Source organism: Streptosporangium sp. NBC_01755 (assembly GCF_035917995.1).
Taxonomy (GTDB): Bacteria; Actinomycetota; Actinomycetes; order Streptosporangiales; family Streptosporangiaceae; genus Streptosporangium.
Map to the genome: position 1 here is coordinate 574,568 of NZ_CP109131.1, position 17,915 is coordinate 592,482.

Annotated in this window: 18 protein-coding genes and 1 riboswitch; of the genes, 12 read left to right on the top strand and 6 right to left on the bottom strand. The window is 69.9% G+C overall.

What is annotated here, in order from left to right; genetic code table 11:
- Positions 1-290: 290 nt before the first annotated feature.
- Entirely contained in the window at positions 291-761 is a 471-nt protein-coding gene (locus tag OG884_RS02385; protein WP_326646840.1) for an ATP-binding protein, read from the bottom strand.
- Positions 762-942: 181 nt separating this feature from the next.
- On the opposite strand from OG884_RS02385, the gene OG884_RS02390 reads away from it, so the two are divergent.
- From OG884_RS02390 to OG884_RS02410, 5 genes are all read left to right on the top strand, one after another.
- Complete coding sequence (locus OG884_RS02390; protein WP_326641647.1) at positions 943-1,773, top strand: helix-turn-helix domain-containing protein; 831 nt, start codon at positions 943-945, stop codon at positions 1,771-1,773.
- Positions 1,764-1,973 (top strand): DUF397 domain-containing protein, encoded by a 210-nt coding sequence (locus OG884_RS02395; protein WP_326641649.1) that lies wholly within the window; start codon positions 1,764-1,766, stop codon positions 1,971-1,973. Before OG884_RS02390 ends, OG884_RS02395 begins: the two co-directional genes overlap by 10 nt.
- A gap of 119 nt (positions 1,974-2,092) precedes the next feature.
- A complete protein-coding gene (locus tag OG884_RS02400) occupies positions 2,093-2,371 on the top strand; it encodes a hypothetical protein (RefSeq protein WP_326641651.1) in 279 nt (92 codons plus the stop codon).
- Between the two features lie 94 nt (positions 2,372-2,465).
- Entirely contained in the window at positions 2,466-3,068 is a 603-nt protein-coding gene (locus tag OG884_RS02405; protein ID WP_326641653.1) for a superoxide dismutase, read from the top strand.
- A 37-nt stretch (positions 3,069-3,105) separates the two neighbouring features.
- Complete coding sequence (locus tag OG884_RS02410) at positions 3,106-3,654, top strand: GNAT family N-acetyltransferase (protein WP_326641655.1); 549 nt, start codon at positions 3,106-3,108, stop codon at positions 3,652-3,654.
- Between the two features lie 100 nt (positions 3,655-3,754).
- Here OG884_RS02410 and OG884_RS02415 read toward each other — a convergent pair whose 3' ends face one another.
- Both OG884_RS02415 and metE read right to left on the bottom strand, forming a co-directional pair.
- Entirely contained in the window at positions 3,755-4,282 is a 528-nt protein-coding gene (locus OG884_RS02415; RefSeq protein WP_326641657.1) for a hypothetical protein, read from the bottom strand.
- A 1,099-nt stretch (positions 4,283-5,381) separates the two neighbouring features.
- The gene (gene metE / locus OG884_RS02420; protein WP_326641659.1) at positions 5,382-7,709 is read right to left on the bottom strand and encodes a 5-methyltetrahydropteroyltriglutamate--homocysteine S-methyltransferase; all 2,328 of its coding nucleotides are present in this window, start codon (positions 7,707-7,709) and stop codon (positions 5,382-5,384) included.
- A 138-nt stretch (positions 7,710-7,847) separates the two neighbouring features.
- A riboswitch (cobalamin riboswitch) is annotated at positions 7,848-8,106 on the bottom strand.
- An 81-nt stretch (positions 8,107-8,187) separates the two neighbouring features.
- Between metE and OG884_RS02425 the strand changes: the two genes are divergently transcribed.
- Positions 8,188-8,535 (top strand): nitroreductase family deazaflavin-dependent oxidoreductase, encoded by a 348-nt coding sequence (locus OG884_RS02425; RefSeq protein WP_326641661.1) that lies wholly within the window; start codon positions 8,188-8,190, stop codon positions 8,533-8,535.
- 172 nt (positions 8,536-8,707) lie between these two features.
- Here OG884_RS02425 and OG884_RS02430 read toward each other — a convergent pair whose 3' ends face one another.
- Positions 8,708-9,634, bottom strand: a complete 927-nt coding sequence (locus tag OG884_RS02430; RefSeq protein ID WP_326641662.1) for an EamA family transporter — start codon at positions 9,632-9,634, stop codon at positions 8,708-8,710.
- A gap of 39 nt (positions 9,635-9,673) precedes the next feature.
- Here OG884_RS02430 and OG884_RS02435 point away from each other — a divergent pair, with 39 nt between their 5' ends.
- On the top strand, positions 9,674-10,189 hold the full coding sequence (locus tag OG884_RS02435; RefSeq protein WP_326641663.1) for a MarR family winged helix-turn-helix transcriptional regulator: 516 nt from the start codon (positions 9,674-9,676) through the stop codon (positions 10,187-10,189).
- A 302-nt stretch (positions 10,190-10,491) separates the two neighbouring features.
- Here OG884_RS02435 and lysA read toward each other — a convergent pair whose 3' ends face one another.
- Positions 10,492-11,850, bottom strand: a complete 1,359-nt coding sequence (gene lysA / locus OG884_RS02440; RefSeq protein WP_442811619.1) for a diaminopimelate decarboxylase — start codon at positions 11,848-11,850, stop codon at positions 10,492-10,494.
- A gap of 69 nt (positions 11,851-11,919) precedes the next feature.
- On the opposite strand from lysA, the gene OG884_RS02445 reads away from it, so the two are divergent.
- From OG884_RS02445 to OG884_RS02465, 5 genes are read left to right on the top strand one after another with little or no spacing between them, the layout of a single operon-like run.
- A complete protein-coding gene (locus tag OG884_RS02445) occupies positions 11,920-12,804 on the top strand; it encodes an ABC transporter substrate-binding protein (RefSeq protein ID WP_326641667.1) in 885 nt (294 codons plus the stop codon).
- A complete protein-coding gene (locus tag OG884_RS02450; protein WP_326641669.1) occupies positions 12,795-13,715 on the top strand; it encodes an amino acid ABC transporter permease in 921 nt (306 codons plus the stop codon). Before OG884_RS02445 ends, OG884_RS02450 begins: the two co-directional genes overlap by 10 nt.
- Complete coding sequence (locus tag OG884_RS02455; RefSeq protein ID WP_326641671.1) at positions 13,715-14,479, top strand: amino acid ABC transporter ATP-binding protein; 765 nt, start codon at positions 13,715-13,717, stop codon at positions 14,477-14,479. Before OG884_RS02450 ends, OG884_RS02455 begins: the two co-directional genes overlap by 1 nt.
- A complete protein-coding gene (locus tag OG884_RS02460; RefSeq protein WP_326641673.1) occupies positions 14,476-16,080 on the top strand; it encodes an N-acyl-D-amino-acid deacylase family protein in 1,605 nt (534 codons plus the stop codon). Before OG884_RS02455 ends, OG884_RS02460 begins: the two co-directional genes overlap by 4 nt.
- On the top strand, positions 16,077-16,958 hold the full coding sequence (locus tag OG884_RS02465; RefSeq protein ID WP_326641675.1) for a serine hydrolase: 882 nt from the start codon (positions 16,077-16,079) through the stop codon (positions 16,956-16,958). Before OG884_RS02460 ends, OG884_RS02465 begins: the two co-directional genes overlap by 4 nt.
- A gap of 20 nt (positions 16,959-16,978) precedes the next feature.
- Here OG884_RS02465 and OG884_RS02470 read toward each other — a convergent pair whose 3' ends face one another.
- Positions 16,979-17,890 (bottom strand): LysR family transcriptional regulator, encoded by a 912-nt coding sequence (locus tag OG884_RS02470; protein ID WP_326641677.1) that lies wholly within the window; start codon positions 17,888-17,890, stop codon positions 16,979-16,981.
- Positions 17,891-17,915 lie beyond the last annotated feature (25 nt).

Consider the following 17,915-nt stretch of genomic DNA (forward strand, 5'->3'; position numbering starts at 1 on the left):
CCTGCCTGGCGGATCTCGCCGTGGCGAGGATCGGTCAGGTGGTGCCTCGCGAGACGGAGGAGGGAGTCGCGGCGCGCCTCGGTGACCGACGACAACGCGGCGGGGCGCCACCTGACCGCAGTGGGGACAGGGCCTGGAGAGAACCTCACAGCCACGCCTCGCCCGGCGTGGAGGCGGCGGCCCCTGCCGATTCAGGTTCGGGGCAGCTCTTCCGAAGGAAGACGTACACACCATGACGGTCGAGGACCGGGTTTTGAGCGCATTCCTCGCTTGAAGAAAATTACCGAATGCTACGCCTCCGACTGGACGGCGGGAATGACATACATATCCACCGGAGTTTCATCGGAGCCTGAGGGATTTGCCGGGATCGCACACCATACCGTCCGGCCACCGGCACCGAAGTCGCGAATGCCCCAGTTTCCCGATGAAAGCTGGTTGACGATGAAAAGCCCTCGTCCGTCTTCCGCATTCGTGGATTGATTCTCCCTTATGTGTGGTTTGCTGGACTCGGAACCGGGGTCGGTGACCTCTATGTGGACGAAGTCGTTGACCACCTTCAGTACGACCATGACCAGGTCCCCTACCGGGCCGGATTCCGAGTGTTCGACGGCGTTCGTGGTGATCTCGGAGACGGCCAGCCGCACCTGCTCGTAGGCCGGATGATCGGCGCCGAGGAGATCGAGCACCATCTCCCGTGCGCGCGAAACCGATTCCGGTTCTCTCCGCAGGAAGATCTCCCCTGACTTTCTGGTCGACTGCATCACGATGCCCTTTCACCCAGCCCTTTGGTCCGCCTTTCGGGCTTTCTCGCCTCAACTCCCGGCGTCTACCCGATGTCTATTCCGAGATTCCCAAAAAAGGACTACGCTCGGTAGCAACCCCGGACTCACGGTCACTACACAGATATGTGTGGAGGGTCGTGCATTAACGAGAGGAAGGGAAATGTCCATCTCCCCGGGCATTAGCCCCACAGTCTCCCCAAAGGAATATTTCGCCGCAGAACTACGCAGGCGCCGCAAGGAAGCAGGTCTCAGCCAGAAGGAACTGGCCGACCGCATCGGGTGGTCGGTCAGCCTGGTGAGCATGGTGGAACTCGGACATCGGAAGGCGCCCAGAGAGATGGCCGAGAAGATCGACGAGGTCCTGGAGCTCGGCACCGCCCTCACCGACCTGTGGGACCTGCTCAACCACGTGGGCAGCCACCTACCCGACTGGTTCAGACCCTGGATCGAGATCGAGCGGGAGGCCGAAACCCTGAGGGCCTGGCAACCTCTCGTCGTTCCCGGCCTGCTTCAGACCCGTGACTACGCCGAGGCCATGCTGCGCGGCGAGCCCCGCATCACCTCCGAGCAGTTGGAGGAGTACGTGTCGGCCCGGATGGACCGTCAGAGCATCCTCAGCCGGCCGACCCCTCCCATGCTGTGGGCGGTCATCGACGAGAGCGTCCTGTTCCGTCCTGTCGGCGAGGACCACGTGATGGCGGCACAGCTCAAGCACCTCGCCGAGGCGGGCGAACGTCCTGACATCGCGCTCCAAGTCCTTCCGACCCAGGCCCGCACGACGACCGGCGTCAGCGGAGGTTTCGTCGTCGCGCAGGCGCATCGGGGAATGCTCAACGCGGCCTATGTCGAGTCGGCCAGTGCGGGTCAAGTGACCGATCGACCCGACGAGGTCGCCGTCCTAGCATTGAGATACGAGACGATCCGCGTCGAAGCACTGTCCCAGCGCGAATCGCTGAAGCTGATCAAGGAGACGATCAAGCGATGGACCTGAACCGGGAACTGGCAGCGGCGAAGTGGATCAAGTCCACCCGTTCGGCGAGCAACGGCGGTGAATGCGTCGAGGTCGCCAGGCTGTCCAGCGGACGCCACGCCGTCCGCGACAGCAAGAACACCACCGGCCCCGCCCTCATCTTCACCACCCCCGAATGGACCGCCTTCATCAACGGCATCAGGAACGGCGACTTCGACTAGTAGTACTTCGGTTGAGCCTGGTGGGTGCCGAGGGACTGCGGTTGGGGCGGGGAGATCGCGGTAGCAGGTAGGGCACGCGCCGGTCCAGCACTGCAACAAGCCCTGCAGTGTGGTGTGGCATGCACCTGTCCGAGGGCGCTTTTGGCGTCATGCTCGCCGTCGGCGCGGTTGGCGGGGTGGCGGGTGGAGCACTGGCGTCGGTGGCCGGGCTGCGCGTGCCCTTGTGGGTGGGCGGAGCCGCTCTGATCGTACTCACGGTCGTGTTCGGGGTCCTGGCCGATGTAGCCGTTGAGGACCTGGCGCAGACGGCCGCGAGCCTGATGGCACGAACCGGATTCGAGGTCACCCCCCCGGGCCAGGTGTTGCGCGGCTGCTGCCGGTGTTGCCGGACCTGCTGAGAACCCGCAGCGGCATGCCGCGCACCGTCTCGGGTAGTTGCATGATTATTGTTGTTGCGAGATAAATGCATTAGAGCTCGCAGAGGAGACACCCATGGGTGACTACACCCTTCCGGATATGCCCTACGACTACGCGGCCCTGGAGCCCGCGATCACCGGGGAGATCTTGGAGCTGCACCACTCCAAGCACCACGCCGCCTACGTCAAGGGCGCCAACGACACCCTGGAGAAGCTCGCCGAGGCCCGCGACAAGAGCGAGTTCGGCGGGCTGGTCGGCCTGGAGAAGACCTTCGCCTTCAACCTGTCCGGGCACGTGCTGCACTCGATCTTCTGGCAGAACCTCTCCCCCGATGGCGGTGACCGCCCCGACGGCGAGCTGGGCGATGCCATCACCGAGCACTTCGGTTCCTTCGAGGCGTTCCAGAAGCAGCTCACCACCGCCACCGCGACCGTGCAGGGCTCCGGCTGGGGCATCCTGGCCTGGGAGCCGCTGGGCCGGCGCCTGGTGGTCGAGCAGGTCTACGACCACCACGGCAACGTCGGGCTCAACACCACGCCGCTGCTGGTCTTCGACGCCTGGGAGCACGCCTACTACCTGCAGTACCGCAATGTGCGCCCCGACTACGTGCAGAAGCTGTGGTCACTGATCAACTGGAACGACGTCATCGCCCGCTTCACCGAGGCCAAGGGCGTCTGACCCGATGACCGCGGCGCCCACCGTCCGTCCTTCCTTGGTGAATGGTCCAACCGGACGGCTGGGCGTCGCCTCCTTCCACATCCAGGTGGTCGGCCCGAAGGCCGCCGCCTCCCACCTTGTGGCCATCGCCGACGTCGGCGGCGACGTCTTCACCCTGCCGCCCTGGCGCGAGCCGTACCCCGCCGCACGGGGGGTGGCCGCGCGGCTGCTCGCCGACAGTAAGCAGCCCGGGTTCGTGCTCGCCCTCGCCCTCGGCGGCGAGGAGCTGTACGGCTTCGCCTACGGCGTGCGCTGCTCGCACCTGGCGAGGCTGACCTGTCATGAGCCGGGCCAGGACTTCACGCTCAAGGAGTTGGGCGTCTTGCCGCAGCGGCGCGGGCTGGGGCTCGGAGCCGCGCTCCATGACGCCGTGCTCGCCCGCGCCGTGCCGGGAATGCACTGGCTGACCACCCACCCCTGCGCCGCCGCGGCCCTGGGCCTCTACCGCGCCCGAGGGTGGCGAGCGGTCGCCCTGACGGGCAACGAGCAACTGATCATGTCGCGCCGAGGCACCCATTGCCTGGTCCCTGATCGCCACTTACGTTGACTTAATACGAAATCCTCTCAATTGCAAGGAATCTGCAAGCTATCCGACGAGACCGAGTCGGCATCTCCGCCGACCTGCCCTCCCATGCCCGCGAGCGTCCTCACCGCTCCCCCACGGGCCGTAGTCCTCCGGCGACGCCAAGCGGTACGGCGTTGCGCTTGAGGGCGTCGAAGCCGGCGGCCAGGGCCGGGTCGCGGGTGAGGGCTTCGCCCACGACCGGGTCGGTCAGCACAAGAAAGGCCAGGTGCCGCAGGGCGTGGGCGACCACGTTCTCGACCTGCAGGTGCTCGGGTGACGGCGCCGAAGGCGCGGATCCTCTGACGAGCTGGAAATCCGTCAGCGCGATCGCCGGCAGGTGGGCGGCGGGATCGGGGCAGACGGCGTAGGTCAGGACGACCTGGCCTTCGGGCTGGTAGCGCCAACTCGTGGAGTGCACCACGGTGGACGTCGCCTCGGCGGTGAGGCCGCCGGCGCGGCGGACCGCCTGGTCCGGGTTTTCTCCTCTGTCCAGTGAGGTCACGATGCGCCGGTAGCGCCATGCGCCCGCCGGGTCGGCCCGCAGCAACAGGATCTCGACCGATACCGGTACGAGGTGGCTGAGCTGCTCGTTCACATGATGTCCCGTCATCCGGCCGCACTGTTGCATTGATTATGCAACAACGTGTTTATCGCAGAGATGCTATTGCCGTCGGAGCGTTCCTGTGCGTGGCTTGGCGCAGGACGACAGAGAGGCGGGACTCGATGGCGGGACGGCCTGGGGTGCTGGTGCTCATGGGCTCGGGCGAGACGAGCCCGACGATGGTCGAGGTCCATCGCGCGGTGATCCGCCAGCTGGGTGGCGGGGCGCGGGCGGTGCTGCTCGACACCCCGTATGCCTTCCAGGAGAACGCCGCCGACATCTCCGCCCGCGCCCGGGGATACTTCGCGCGCAGCGTCGGCCTGGAGGTCGAGGTCGGTGACGAGGTCGGTGGCGCCGACTGGGTGTTCTCCGGCCCCGGCAGCCCCACCTTCGCCCTCGATCGATGGGTCTCGACGCACGTCGCCGGCGACCTGCGTGCCCGTGTCCGGGCGCGGGAGGGGGCGACGGTGCTGGCCTCGGCCGCCGCCTGCACGGCGGGCGTGGCGACCGTGCCGGTGCACGAGATCTACAAGGTGGGCGCCGCCCCCCACTGGCGGCCGGGCCTGGACCTGCTGGGCGTCCTCGGCCTCAAGGTAGCGGTCGTCCCGCACTACGACAACGCCGAGGGCGGCACCCACGACACCCGCTACTGCTACCTGGGCGAGCGGCGGCTGACCCGGATGGAACCTGAACTGCCGCCGGGCGCCGCCGTCCTGGGCATCGACGAGCACACCGCGCTGGTCGTCGACCTGAACACCGAGGAGGCGCTGGTGGCCGGCCGGGGACGCGTGACGATCCGGCGGCCCGGCTCCCAGGCCGTCCTGCCCGCGGGTACGAGCACGAACCTGGACGAGATCCGTCGTCTGGCCCGCGGCGAGAAAACGGTGACCGGCGCCCCGCCACCGGTCACCTCACCGGTGCCCCGCCAGATCAGCCTGGGAGAGGCGACCCACTCTTGTGAGGAGCGGTTCGCCGCCGCGCTGGCGAGGCGCGACGCCACCGGCTCTTCGCCGCCATCGCTGCCGGAGCCTTCGCCCCGCAGCGATCCAGCCGGCCGAACGGCGACGGGATCCGGCCCCGGCGCGATGCCGCGCCGGGACCGGACGGGTCAGGCCGATGGCTGGTCGGCCACCTCTTTACGGATCTCACGGGCCGCGGCGACCAGGTTGTCGAGGGAGTCGCGCACCTCCGACCAGCCGCGGGTCTTCAGGCCGCAGTCGGGGTTGACCCACAGCCGCCCGGCCGGGATACCATCGAGCCCCTTACGCAACAGGGACGCGACCTCCCCGACGCCGGGGACGCGCGGGGAGTGGATGTCGTAGACCCCTGGTCCTACCTCGCGCGGGTAGCCCGCCTCGGCGAGTTCGCGCGCCACCTGCATGTGCGAACGGGCGGCCTCCAGACTGATCACATCCGCGTCCAGGTCGTCGATCGCGGCCAGGATCTCCCCGAACTCGGCGTAGCACATGTGGGTGTGGATCTGGGTGTCGGCCCGCACCCCGCCGGTGGTGAGCCGGAAGGCCTCGCCTGCCCAGGCCAGGTAGCCGGGCCTGTCGGCGGCACGCAGTGGCAGGGTCTCACGCAGGGCGGGCTCGTCGACCTGGATGACGGCGGTGCCGGCGGCCTCCAGGTCGGCGACCTCATCACGCAGGGCCAGCGCCACCTGGCGGGCGGTTTCGGCCAGGGGCTGGTCGTCACGGACGAAGGACCAGGCCAGCATGGTGACCGGCCCGGTGAGCATGCCCTTGACGGGACGCGCCGTCTGGGATTGGGCGTAGCGGGTCCAGCGCAGCGTCATGGGCTCGGTGCGGGAGACGTCTCCGGCGAGGATCGGCGGCCGCACGTAGCGGGTGCCGTAGGACTGCACCCAGCCGTGCTGCGTGGCCAGATATCCGTTGAGCTGCTCGGCGAAGTACTGGACCATGTCGTTGCGTTCGGGCTCGCCGTGTACCAGGACGTCGATGCCCGCCGCCTCCTGAAAGACCAGAACCGAGCGGATCTCGGAGGCGATCCGCTCGTCGTAGGCGGCGGCGTCGATGCGTCCGGCGCGTAGGTCGGCGCGGGCCGCCCGCAACTCGGTGGTCTGCGGGAAGGAGCCGATGGTGGTCGTCGGCAGCAACGGCAGGCCAAGGCGGGCACGCTGCGCGACGGCCCGCTCGGGATAGGGCTGGGAGCGGCGTGCGTCGGCCGGGGTGACCGCCGCGCTACGGGCCCGTACGGCGGAGTCGTGGGTGAGCGCCGAGGCCGCCCGCGAGGCGAGATCGGCCCGGTTGGCGGCCAGTTGCCCGGCGATGGCGCCGGTGCCCTCGCTCAGTGCCCTGGCCAGGGTGACGATCTCGGCCGTCTTCTGCCGGGCGAAGGCAAGCCAGCGGCCGACCTGCGGATCCACCCCGTGCTCGAGCGCGACATCCAGCGGGACGTGCAGCAGCGAGCAGGAGGCCGCCACGTCCACCCGGTCGGTCAGGCCGAGCAGGGTGGCCAGGGTGGACAGTGACCTTTCCAGGTCGTTGATCCACACGTTGCGGCCGTCCACGACGCCCGCGATCAGACGCTTGCCGACAACCCCGCCCACCCTGGCCAGGTCGTTCAGGTTCGCCGCGGCCGGGCCGGTGAAGTCCAGGCCCAGTCCCTCGATCGGCGCCTCGGCCAGAACCGGCAGCGCCTCTCCCAGCCGGTCGAAGTAACTGGCGACCAGGATCTTCGGCCGGTAGGTCAGGGAGCCGAGCTCCCGGTAGGCGCGGGCCGCGGCGTCCAGCACGGCCTGGTCGCGGTCCTGTACCAGGGCGGGCTCGTCCAGCTGCACCCACTCGGCGCCCGCCGCGCGCAGGGCGGTGAGCACCTGCACGTAGACCGGCAGCAGCCGGTCCAGCAGGGTGGTCGGGTCGAAGCCGGGGTCCATGCCGGGCGCGGGCTTGGCCAGCAGCAGGTACGTCACCGGGCCGACCAGCACCGGACGCGGGCTGTGCCCCTGTGCGAGAGCCTCACGCAGCTCGCCGACCTGCTTGGCCGGATCGGCGGTGAAGACGGTGTCCGCCCCCAGTTCCGGCACCAGGTAGTGGTAATTGGTGTCGAACCACTTGGTCATCTCCAGCGGAGCGACGGCCTGGGTGCCGCGCGCCATGGCGAAGTAGCCGTCCAGGGCGTCTGCTTCGACGGCGGCCCGGTGACGTTCAGGGATGGCGCCGACCATGACGGTGGTGTCCAGCACGTGGTCGTACAGTGAGAAGTCGCCGGTGGGGACCTCCCGCACGCCGGCACCGGCCAGGTGCCGCCAGTTGTCGCGGCGCAGCCGGGCCGCGGTGTCATGCAGCTCATCGGCGGTGACGCGGCCCGCCCAGTAGCCCTCGATCGCCTTCTTCAGCTCGCGGTCCGGCCCCTGGCGTGGATAGCCGTGGACGGTGGCGAGTGATGCGGGGGTGGCGGAAGTCTCAGCCACGAAACTCTCCTTCGCGAGTCATGGAGAACCCCGGTGCTCTCATGGGCGCGAAGGAACGGCTGACCGGCGAGCACCCTGATCTGGTGCCCGCTCGCAGCGCCGACCCGCCCTCGAGGTCACCGAAGTCACCGCGTGCGTGGTCGCACGCGGGCAGTGGCAGGTCTTCGGACTCGCGGGCACGCCCGGGATTTCGCCCGGGCATCTACTGGCCGTCGCTTCCCCGGTCCGGTACTCGGACCCAGTGCGTTTGACGGCGGTCGTTCCCACTCACCGCTGCGGGGCAGTCCCGGAATTGGCGAGCTCGCGAGCCAAACAGGCGAGCGCCGGCCGCACCGGGTTCCCTCTTACGACGCGCCTGCCTGGAGGGCAGGGCGAACCGACTGCGGGTCCAGCCTAGACGCATTCGGTTCCCCCAGGTGACAGGGGAGCGATCGGCCCCGCCAAGACCCCGATGCCGATGCCGAAGTGGTGGGGGCACGTGAACAAGCGGGTGTTCAACCCTCGCGCGATCGCGAGCGGGACATGGCCGGTGCTGACTCACGTCGGTCGCACCTCTGGCACGACGTACCGCACGCCGCTCGATACGCACCCCGTCGACGGCGGCTACCTGTTCGTTCTGGTGTATGGATCGCGCTCGGACTGGGTGCAGAACATCTTGGCGGCCGACGGGGCGCGGCTCCGGGTCGACGGGAGGGAGGTGGAACTCGCCGCCCCACGCCTCGTCGGGAAAGACGAGGCGTTCCAGGCTCTCTCCGATGAGGTGCCACGCCCACCGAGGCTGCTCCGCATCACCGAGTTCCTCCGCATGGACCTGGCCGCAGGCTGACGATATTCCAGGTGCCATCGGCCTGGCTCGATATCGGAGTGCGGGGGCCGATCCTGATCGCCTAGCGTGACCGGGATGAGAGACCGACCGGGTGCCGTCGGATCCGCGCTCAGGAGGGCGCCGACCGAGCGCCGTCGGAGTCGGAGTCGAAGTCCGTGGCCACACGGCACTGTCAGCGGCTGATTCGTTCTCGACGCCGGGCAGGCCCTGCCGGCCTTGCCCGGCGTCGTTGCCGCCTGATCGCGACGAGGCGGGCCGCGACGGGCTGCCCGAGGAGGATGCCGAGGAGTGCCAGCATCAGCCCGCAGAACTGTTGCGCGGTGAGCGCCTCTCCGGCGATCGTCGTACCGATCAGCACCCCGGTCACCGGGCTCAGCAACCCGACGAGTCCCACCGTTCCCGCCGACAGGTGCCGTAGTCCGGCGAACCAGGCGGCGAAGGCGAGAGCCGTCGCGACGACGCTGACATAACCGAACCCGAGGATCGCAGGTCCGTCCAGGCTCGGCGGCGGGCCCTCCACCGCGACGGCGAAGGGCAGCAGGACGACTCCCCCGGCGATGAGCTGCCACGAGGTCGACGACAGCACGTCGACATCCTCGTTCCATCTCTTGGCCAGCACGTAGCCGACCGACGACATCACCATGGCCGCGACGGACGCGAGCACGCCGAGGGCGTCGACGGCGGCCGCGCCGGTGAACAGCATGAGGCACACCCCCGCGATGCCGACGCCGGCTCCGGCCAGGTGCAGGATCCGCGGGCGCTCCGAGAGCAGCGACCAGGCCAGGAGCATCATCACGACGGGCGACGTCGCCATGATCGTCGAGGCGATGCTCGTCGGAAGCAGCTGAGCCGCCAGGTAGATCAACGCGAAGAACGCGCTCATGTTGAGAGTTCCGAGGACCAGGGATTTCCACCACCACGCCCCGTAAGGAAGCCTTCTGCTGATGAGGAGGAGCAGGAGTCCCGCGGGCAGCGCCCTGATGGCCGCCCCGTACAGGGGGTAGCCGGGCGGGAGGAACTGGTGGGTGACGAAGTAGGTCGTCCCCCAGGTGATCGGCGCCATCGCCGTGACCAACGCCCAGCGAAAATTAGCTTCCATAGAAGGCAATATAGCTTCTCTGGAAGCTATATTGCAGGCATGAGCGAACACCTGGATCATGTAGCCCGCATCCAGCAGGAATGGGCTCGCGAGCGGCCGGACCTGGATGTGAGCCCGCAGGGTGTGATCGGGCGCCTGCACCGCCTCGCCGGGCACCTCACCGAACAACTCTGTGTCGTCTACCGGCGGTACGGGCTCGGGGAGGGAGAGTTCGACGTCCTCGCCACCCTGCGACGCGGCGGCGCGCCGTTCGAGCGCGCCCCCGGAGAGCTCGCCGCCTTCACCATGGTCACCACCGGTGCGATGACCAAACGCATCGACCGGCTCGAACGTGACGGGCTGGTCACCCGTCGCCCGAGCGAGAGCGACGGCCGCGGACGGGTGGTCGCGCTCACCGCCGCGGGCAAGGAGCTGATCGACCGGGCGTTCGCCGAGCACATGCGCAACGAACGCCGCCTCCTCGACGAGCTGACCCCCGAAGAGTCCGCACACCTCGAATCGCTCCTCACCACCTGGCTGACCCGCTTCGAAACCCCTCTCCAGACAGAGACCTGAGCCCGGCGCCCAGACGGCGTCCCAGCTCGGGCGGGCTCAGGCCCTCCACCCGCACGCCGCTGAAATCCGCCGTCCCACACGATGGTCGATGTCCGTCCCCCCGACCGGGAGGTCGCCGGCCGGGACACTCCAGGATCGTGTGGTGGCCGTGGCCACCACACGATCCTGACGCCCGTCCTCTGGTCGCGCCGGCTAGGGTGAGCGCACGGCCCAGCCGCGATTCGCTCCCAGCCGTCGGGTGGGTTCCCTGGGTGTGGACGTCGGCGCCGCGTCGGGCCGGGAACGGTCCCAGCCCGGCACGTTCAACGCAGGTAGAGGCGGAGCAGGTCCTCCTCGGTCTCCCGGCGCACGATCACCCTGGCGGCCCCGTCGCGGACGGCGATCACCGGGGGCCGCGTCACATGGTTGTAGTTGCTCGCCATCGACCGCTGGTAGGCCCCCGAGGCGGGGATCGCCAGCAGGTCGCCGGGCCGTACGTCGGCGGGCAGCGGCAGGTCTCGGACGAGCACGTCGCCGCTCTCGCAGTGCTTGCCGACCACGGTGACCTTACGCAGCGGGGCGTCCGAGGAGCGGGAGGCCAGGAGCGCGGTGTAGGCGGCGCCGTACATGGCGGGGCGCGGGTTGTCGCTCATCCCGCCGTCCACGCTGACGTAGGTGTTGACGCCGGGGATCTCCTTGACCGTGCCCACCTCGTAGAGGGCGACGGCGGTGGGTCCGGCGATCGAGCGGCCCGGCTCGACGGCGAGCCGCACCCGGGCGGGTACGGCCGCACGCAGCGCCGCGACCACCTCAGCCGGGCGTGGCGGGACCGGGTCGCCGGGCCGGTAGACGATTCCCAGGCCGCCGCCGAGGTCAAGCTTGGGGATCGTCACGCCGTGCTCAAGCTCGCAGGCCAGCAGGAAGTCGGCCATCCGGCGGGCGGCCAGGGTGAAGCCGCCCAGGTCGGTGATCTGCGAGCCGATGTGGGAGTGCAGCCCGGTCAGCTCCAGCGAGGTGGTGGCCAGGACCCGGCGGACCGCCTCGGCCGCCAGTCCGGCGCTGAGCGAGAACCCGAACTTCGAGTCGTCACCCCCGGTGGCGATGAACTCGTGGGTGTGCGCCTCCACTCCGGGGGTGACCCGGATCATCATGCGCTGCCGTACCCCCGCCTCGTCCGCGAGGGCGGCCAGGCGCTCGATCTCGGTGAAGGAGTCCACGACCACGCAGCCGACGCCCCAGGTGACGGCGCGGCGCAGCTCGGCGACCGACTTGTTGTTGCCGTGGAAGACCACCCGCGCGGGGTCCATGCCCCCGGCCAGGGCCACGGCCAGCTCGCCCCCGGTGCACACGTCGAGGCAGAGTCCGGCCGTGTCCAGCCAGCGCACCACCTCGGGACAGAGGAAGGCCTTGCCTCCGTAGTGCACCTCCCCGTCGGGGAGCGCCTCCCGCCACTCCGCGCAGCGGCCCTGGAACTCCTCCTCGTCGAGGACGTAGGCGGGCGTGCCGAACTCGGCGGCGAGCTCCCGCACGCCGATCCCGCCGATGCGGAGTTCCCCGCCGGTCCATGCCGCAGTGCGCGGCCAGCCGTTCTCCATCACCAAGGTCATGAGGTCGAAGGTAGGGACTGATGGCTTTTGTCCGGTCTTAGCAGCGAAGTTTTCGATGCTAAGGCTCGCAAGCATTCACGTGTGTTGGGGCTGTTACCTCCCGTCGACACCATAAACTCAACTATTCGCAAACTAGGAGGTTTCGTGACAAAGCGCCTGTATTCGGTCATTGCTGTCGCGCTGGCGGTATCGGCATTCGCCGGAGGCTGCGGGCGCTCGTCGTCGGGAACCGACGCCGGCGCGGGCGCCGGCGCGGCGGCCGGCAAGACCGCCAAGGACCTGGTGCCCGAGGCCGTCCGCAAGACGGGCGAGCTCCGGATGGCGACCTCGGAGGGCTACCCGCCGATGGAGATGTACAAGCCGGGCACCCAGGATCTCACCGGCGTCGACCCGGACCTCGCCGCCGCGATCGCGACCAAGCTCGGTCTGAAGGCCAAGGTGACCAACGCCGCCTTCGACGGCCTGATCCCGGGCCTGCAGGCAGGCCGCTGGGACGTGGTGATGTCCTCGATGAGCGACACCGAGGAGCGCCGCGCGGCCGTCGACTTCGTCGACTACTTCAACGCCGGCGGGGCCATCATGGTCAAGAAGGGCAACCCCGAGGGCATCAAGACCCTTGAGGACCTGTGCGGTCGTACCGTCGTGCTGGCCAAGGGCAGCTCGAACCTCGCGATCGGGCAGCGGCAGGACGAGAAGTGCGCCAAGAAGATGCAGATCATGCAGAGTGAGGACGCACCGACCGGCCTGCTGAGCATCGACTCCGGCCGCGCGGTCGCCACCATCGTCGACTCGCCCGTCGCGGCGATGTACGCCAAGGAGACCGGCAAGTACGACGTGCTGCCCGAGCAGTACGACGCCGGCCCCTGGGGCATCGCGATCGACCGGCGCAACACCGCGCTGCGCGACGCCGTGGCCAAGGCCATGCAGGAACTGACCGCCGACGGCGGTTACCAGGCGGTCCTGGAGAAGTACGGCGTCGCGAGCAACGCCGTGCCCGAGGTGACGGTCAACACCAAGCCGTGGAAGTGACCGGAACCGCCGCGGACACCGAGAATCCGCACCTGCCGATCGACGCGCTCCGCCCGCCGCGGCCCGGCCGGTGGATCATGGCGACGGTCGCCGGATTCATCCTGGTCTGGCTGGCCTACACGATCATCGTCAACGAGAACCTACACTGGGACGTCATCGCCGCGTACCTGATGGACGGCAGGATCCTCGGCGGCCTGTGGGTCACGATCCAGCTCACCGTGCTGTCGATGGTGATCGGCCTGGCGCTGGGCATCCTCGCCGCGGTGATGCAGCTGTCCGGCAGCCCCGTGCTGCGGGGCGCCTCCGCGCTCTACACCTGGTTCTTCCGCGGCACCCCGCTGCTGGTCCAGCTCATCTTCTGGTTCAACATCGGGCTGGTCTTCCCCTCCTTCGGCATCGGCGTGCCGTTCGACGGCCCCAAGCTGATCGAGTGGCAGGCCAACGAGCTGATCACGCCCTTCACCGCGGCCCTGCTCGGTCTGGCGATCAACGAGGGCGCCTACATGGCCGAGATCGTCCGGGCGGGCATCCGCTCGGTGGACCCCGGCCAGCGCGAGGCGGCCGAGGCGCTCGGCATGTCGCACCGGCAGGTGCTTCGCCGGGTGGTGCTCCCCCAGGCGATGCGGGTGATCATCCCTCCCACCGGCAACCAGTTCATCTCGATGCTCAAGACCACCTCGATGGTCTCGGTCATCGCCGGGGCCGAGCTGCTGACCGTCTCCCAGCGCATCTACCTCGGCAACTTCGAGGTGATCGCGCTGCTCATCGTGGCCTCCATCTGGTACATCGTGCTCACCACCATCGCCAGCGTCGGCCAGCACTTCATCGAGAAGCGGTTCGAGCGCGGCCACCACGCGCTGCAGGTCAGAGTCCGCCGCAACCTGCGGCCGTTCAGCAGGGGGAACGTTTGATGACCGAACCCATGGTGAGCATCCGCTCGGTGCGCAAGTGCTTCGGCTCCGTCGAGGTGCTCAAAGGCATCAGCCTGGACGTGCCCGTAGGCGGCGTGGTCTGTGTCGTCGGCCCGTCCGGGTCCGGCAAGTCAACACTGCTGCGCTGCGTCAACCGGCTGGAGACCATCGACTCCGGCCGCATCCGGGTGGACGGCGACCTGATCGGCTACGCCGAACAGGGCGACCGGCTCCATCACCTGAGCCCCGCCCGGCTCTGCCGCCAGCGGCAGGACATCGGCATGGTGTTCCAGCGCTTCCACCTCTTCCCGCACCGCACGGCGCTGGAGAACGTCATGGAGGGCCCGGTGGTCGTCAAGGGCATCTCCAAGAGGGACGCCAGGAGGAGGGCGCTGGAACTGCTGGAACGGGTGGACCTGGCAGACCGTGCGGACCACTACCCCGCCCAGCTCTCCGGCGGCCAGCAGCAGCGCGTGGCGATCGCCCGCAGCCTGGCGATGGACCCCAAGCTCATGCTCTTCGACGAGCCGACCAGCGCGCTCGACCCCGAGCTGGTCCAGGAGGTGCTCGCGGTCATGCGGGATCTGGCCGCCAGCGGGATGACGATGATGGTCGTGACCCACGAGATGAGCTTCGCCCGCGAGGTCGGCGACAGCCTGGTCTTCATCGACGGCGGGGTGATCGTCGAGCAGGGCGACCCCCGCGACGTGCTCGCCAACCCGCGCCACGAACGCTTCCGTACCTTCCTCGGGCAGGTCCTGTGACCCGCTTCGACCTGCTGCTCCGAGGCGGCCTGGTGGTCGACGGCACGGCGGCGCCCGATGCCGCCCACCTCGCCGACGTCGGCGTCCTCGCCGGTCGCCTCACGTTGCTGCCCCCGGGAAGCCCGGCCGGCTCCCGCCACACCGAGGACGTGACCGGCCTCGTCGTCGCCCCCGGCTTCATCGACGTGCACACCCACTCCGACGGCGTCACCCTGATCGACGGGGAACTGGGCGGCGACATGGTCCAGGCCGCCGTCCTGCAGGGTGTCACCACGGAGATCTGCGGCAACTGCGGCTCCAGCCTCTTTCCCGCCCTGCCGGAACGGCTGGCCGCGATGCGCGCGGAGAGCCGGGTCTACTTCGGCGGCGACGTCGGGATGTACGAGGGCTTCGCCGAGTTCGCCGCCGCGCACGCGGCCGTGCCCCGCGCCAACCACCTCGCCTCCCTCGTCGGGCACGGCACGCTCCGCGCCGGAGTGATCGGCCCCGTCGATCGGGCCGCCGCCCCCGGCGAGCTGGAGACCATGTGCGCACTGCTCGACCGGGCGCTCTCGGCGGGCGCGGCCGGGCTCTCCAGCGGGCTCATCTACACCCCCGGCACCTACGCGAGTACCGACGAGGTCGTCGCGCTGGCCGCCGTCGCGGCCGGGCACGGCAAGCCGTACGTCACCCACCTGCGCGATGAGATGTCGCGCGTGGAGGAGGCTCTGGAGGAAGCCGTCGAGATCGCGCGCAGGAGCGGCGCCCCGCTGCACGTCTCCCACCACAAGACGGCGGGCAAGTACGCCTGGGGACTCACCGAGCGCACCCTGCCCAGAATCGCCGGGCTGCGGGCCGAGGGCATGGACGTGACCTGCGACGTCTACCCCTACACCGCGGGAAGCACGGCGCTGGGCGCGATGCTCCCGCCCTGGGCCTCGGACGGTGGGGTGTCCGCGCTGATGGCGCGGCTGGCCGACCCCGGCCAGCGCGATCGGATGCGCCGGGCCATCGCCGAGGGCTTCCCCGGCTGGGAGAACACCGTCGGCAACGGCGGCTGGGACCGCATCTCGATCGCCTGCGCGCCACGCCACCCCGAGACGGAGGGGCACACGATCGCCGAGCTGGCCGCCGCCCGCGGCCAGGACCCCCTCGACGTGGCCGCCGCCCTGCTCGTCGCCGAGCAGGGCGAGGTCACGATCATCAGCCACTCCATGATCGAGGACGATGTACGGCGGGTGCTGACCGCGCCGTACTCGATGATCGGCTCCGACGGCGTGCCCAAGCCCGGCGGCCGTCCCCACCCGCGCTGGGCCGGGACGTTCCCACGCGTGCTCGGGCACTACACCCGGGAGCTGGGACTGCTCGACCTGGAGACGGCGGTGCACAAGATGACCGGCATGGCCGCGGCCAGGTTCGGGCTGACGGGGCGCGGCGTGATCAGCGACGGCGCCCACGCCGACCTGGTCGTCTTCGACCCCGCCTCGATCGCCGACGGCGCCACCTTCGCCGCGCCGCTGGTCCCCCCGACAGGAGTCCACTCGGTGATCGTCGCCGGTGAGAGCGTGATCCGCGACGGTGCCGAGACCGGCGCCCGGCCGGGGACGGTGCTGGCCACGTGACCGACAATGACGGTGACCTCGGGAAGGACACCGGGTTCCGGGAGAATGGGGCGATGACAGGGATCGGCCTCCCGGGTGAGAGCGGCGCCGCCCCGGTGATCGCCAGGGTGGCCGTGTCGGTGCCGGGGCTGATCTCCGTCGACGAGGACGCCGAACTGCCCCTCGCCAGCGTCGGCAAGCTGCTGCTGCTCGCCGTGCTGGCACGGGGGATCACCGAGGGGGAACTCGATCCCACCGAGATCGTGGAGCTGCGCGAGGACGACCGCTGCGGAGGTTCCGGTCTCCTCGGCGTCCTGTCCGGCCGCCGCTGGGCGATCGGGGATCTCGCCGTGCTCACCGCGTCGGTGAGCGACAACACCGCGACCAACGCGCTGCTGCGCCGGCTCGGCCTGGACCTGGTCGCCGAGGGCGCCGCCGCACTCGGCTTCGCACGGACGCGGATCCTCGACCGGATCCGCGAGCCGCGCCTGCCCTCGCACCCGCCGACCTTCGCCGTCGGTACGGCGGGCGAGCTCGCCCGGTTCGCGGCCGGGCTCGACGGCCGGCGGGAGTGGACCCGGCTCCTGCTGGGCTGGATGGCCAGCAACACCGACCGGAGCCTGGTTCCCGCCCTGCTGCCGAGCGAGCCGGAGGACCTGGAGATCCCCGGCTCCGTTCCCGCCGGGACGGTGTGGGTGGCGAACAAGACCGGCACCGACGTCGGCGTGCGGGCCGACGTGGGTGTGATGATCGGCGCCGAGCGCCGGATCGGCTACGCCGTGCTGGCCAACGGTCCCGCCGGAGGCGAGCACGCCCTGGTGGAGCGTGCCCGCCAGGCCGGCCTGGCCATCGGCCGCCTGGCCGGCCTGCCTCTCGCCGGCCTGCCTCTCGACCGCTGACCCGGGACACGCCAAAGGAGTCAGCGCAGGGCGTTGCGGATCTGGGCCGAGGCGTCGCGCAGGTAGTCGATGAAGGAGCGCAGCGCCGGGTTGGGATTGGTCGGACGGGTGGCGGCGCCGATCCTGCGATAAAGGCGGGGGCCGTCCAACCTGCACACCTGGATGCCCGAGGCCCTCTGCGCGCCGAGGCTGGGCACCAGCGCCACCCCCAGCCCGGCCCTGACCAGTCCGAGCGTGACCTCGTAGTGGTCGCTGCGGCAGCGGATCATCGGGCTGAACCCCTCCAGCGCGCTGGCACGCTCCAGCACCGAGACCGGGGTGTCGGTGCCGTACGTGGTGATCCACGGCTCGCCGGCCAGGTCGGCGAGCCGTACCCGCTGCCGCTGCCCCGCCGGATGGCCCGGCGGCACGACCAGAAGCTGCGGCTCGTCGAACAGGTGGATGACCTCGACCCCCTCCGGCGGCTTCCAGGGATCGAGCGCGTGCTCGAAGACGACCAGGACGTCCAGCGCGCCGCGCTCCAGGTCGGGCAGGAGCTCGTGCGGCTGGCCGAGCACCAGGTCGAGCTCCACGGCGGGATGGCGGGCGGTGAAGGTCGACAGCGCCAGCGGCAGCAACCGGTATCCCGCGGAGGCGAAGAAACCGATCCTCAGTTGCCCGGCGTCGGCCCTGGCCTGCGCCAGCAGATCCTTCTCCGCCGCCTCGATGATGTCGAGCACCTCTTGCGCCCGGGTCGCGAGCCGCCGCCCGGCCGCGGTCAGCCGCAGGCTCTGCGCGCCCCGCTCGACCAGGCCCACGCCGGCCTCCTCCTCCAGCTTGGAGAGCTGGTGGGACACGGCGGAGGGCGAGAGCCGCAGGGTGCGGGCGGCTCCCGCGATGCTCCCCGTCCTGAAGATCTCCAGAAGCACCCGCAGGCGTTGGCTGCTCAGCACCGTTCCAGTATCGGCGTCGGCGAAG

Bases quoted from the DNA above. Each gene is read 5' to 3' on its own strand.
- OG884_RS02385 (WP_326646840.1), bottom strand. From the start codon at position 761: ATGCAGTCGACCAGAAAGTCAGGGGAGATCTTCCTGCGGAGAGAACCG.
- OG884_RS02390 (WP_326641647.1), top strand. From the start codon at position 943: ATGTCCATCTCCCCGGGCATTAGCCCCACAGTCTCCCCAAAGGAATAT.
- OG884_RS02395 (WP_326641649.1), top strand. From the start codon at position 1,764: ATGGACCTGAACCGGGAACTGGCAGCGGCGAAGTGGATCAAGTCCACC.
- OG884_RS02400 (WP_326641651.1), top strand. From the start codon at position 2,093: ATGCACCTGTCCGAGGGCGCTTTTGGCGTCATGCTCGCCGTCGGCGCG.
- OG884_RS02405 (WP_326641653.1), top strand. From the start codon at position 2,466: ATGGGTGACTACACCCTTCCGGATATGCCCTACGACTACGCGGCCCTG.
- OG884_RS02415 (WP_326641657.1), bottom strand. From the start codon at position 4,282: ATGACGGGACATCATGTGAACGAGCAGCTCAGCCACCTCGTACCGGTA.
- OG884_RS02430 (WP_326641662.1), bottom strand. From the start codon at position 9,634: ATGGAAGCTAATTTTCGCTGGGCGTTGGTCACGGCGATGGCGCCGATC.
- OG884_RS02435 (WP_326641663.1), top strand. From the start codon at position 9,674: ATGAGCGAACACCTGGATCATGTAGCCCGCATCCAGCAGGAATGGGCT.
- lysA (WP_442811619.1), bottom strand. From the start codon at position 11,850: ATGCTTGCGAGCCTTAGCATCGAAAACTTCGCTGCTAAGACCGGACAA.
- OG884_RS02455 (WP_326641671.1), top strand. From the start codon at position 13,715: ATGACCGAACCCATGGTGAGCATCCGCTCGGTGCGCAAGTGCTTCGGC.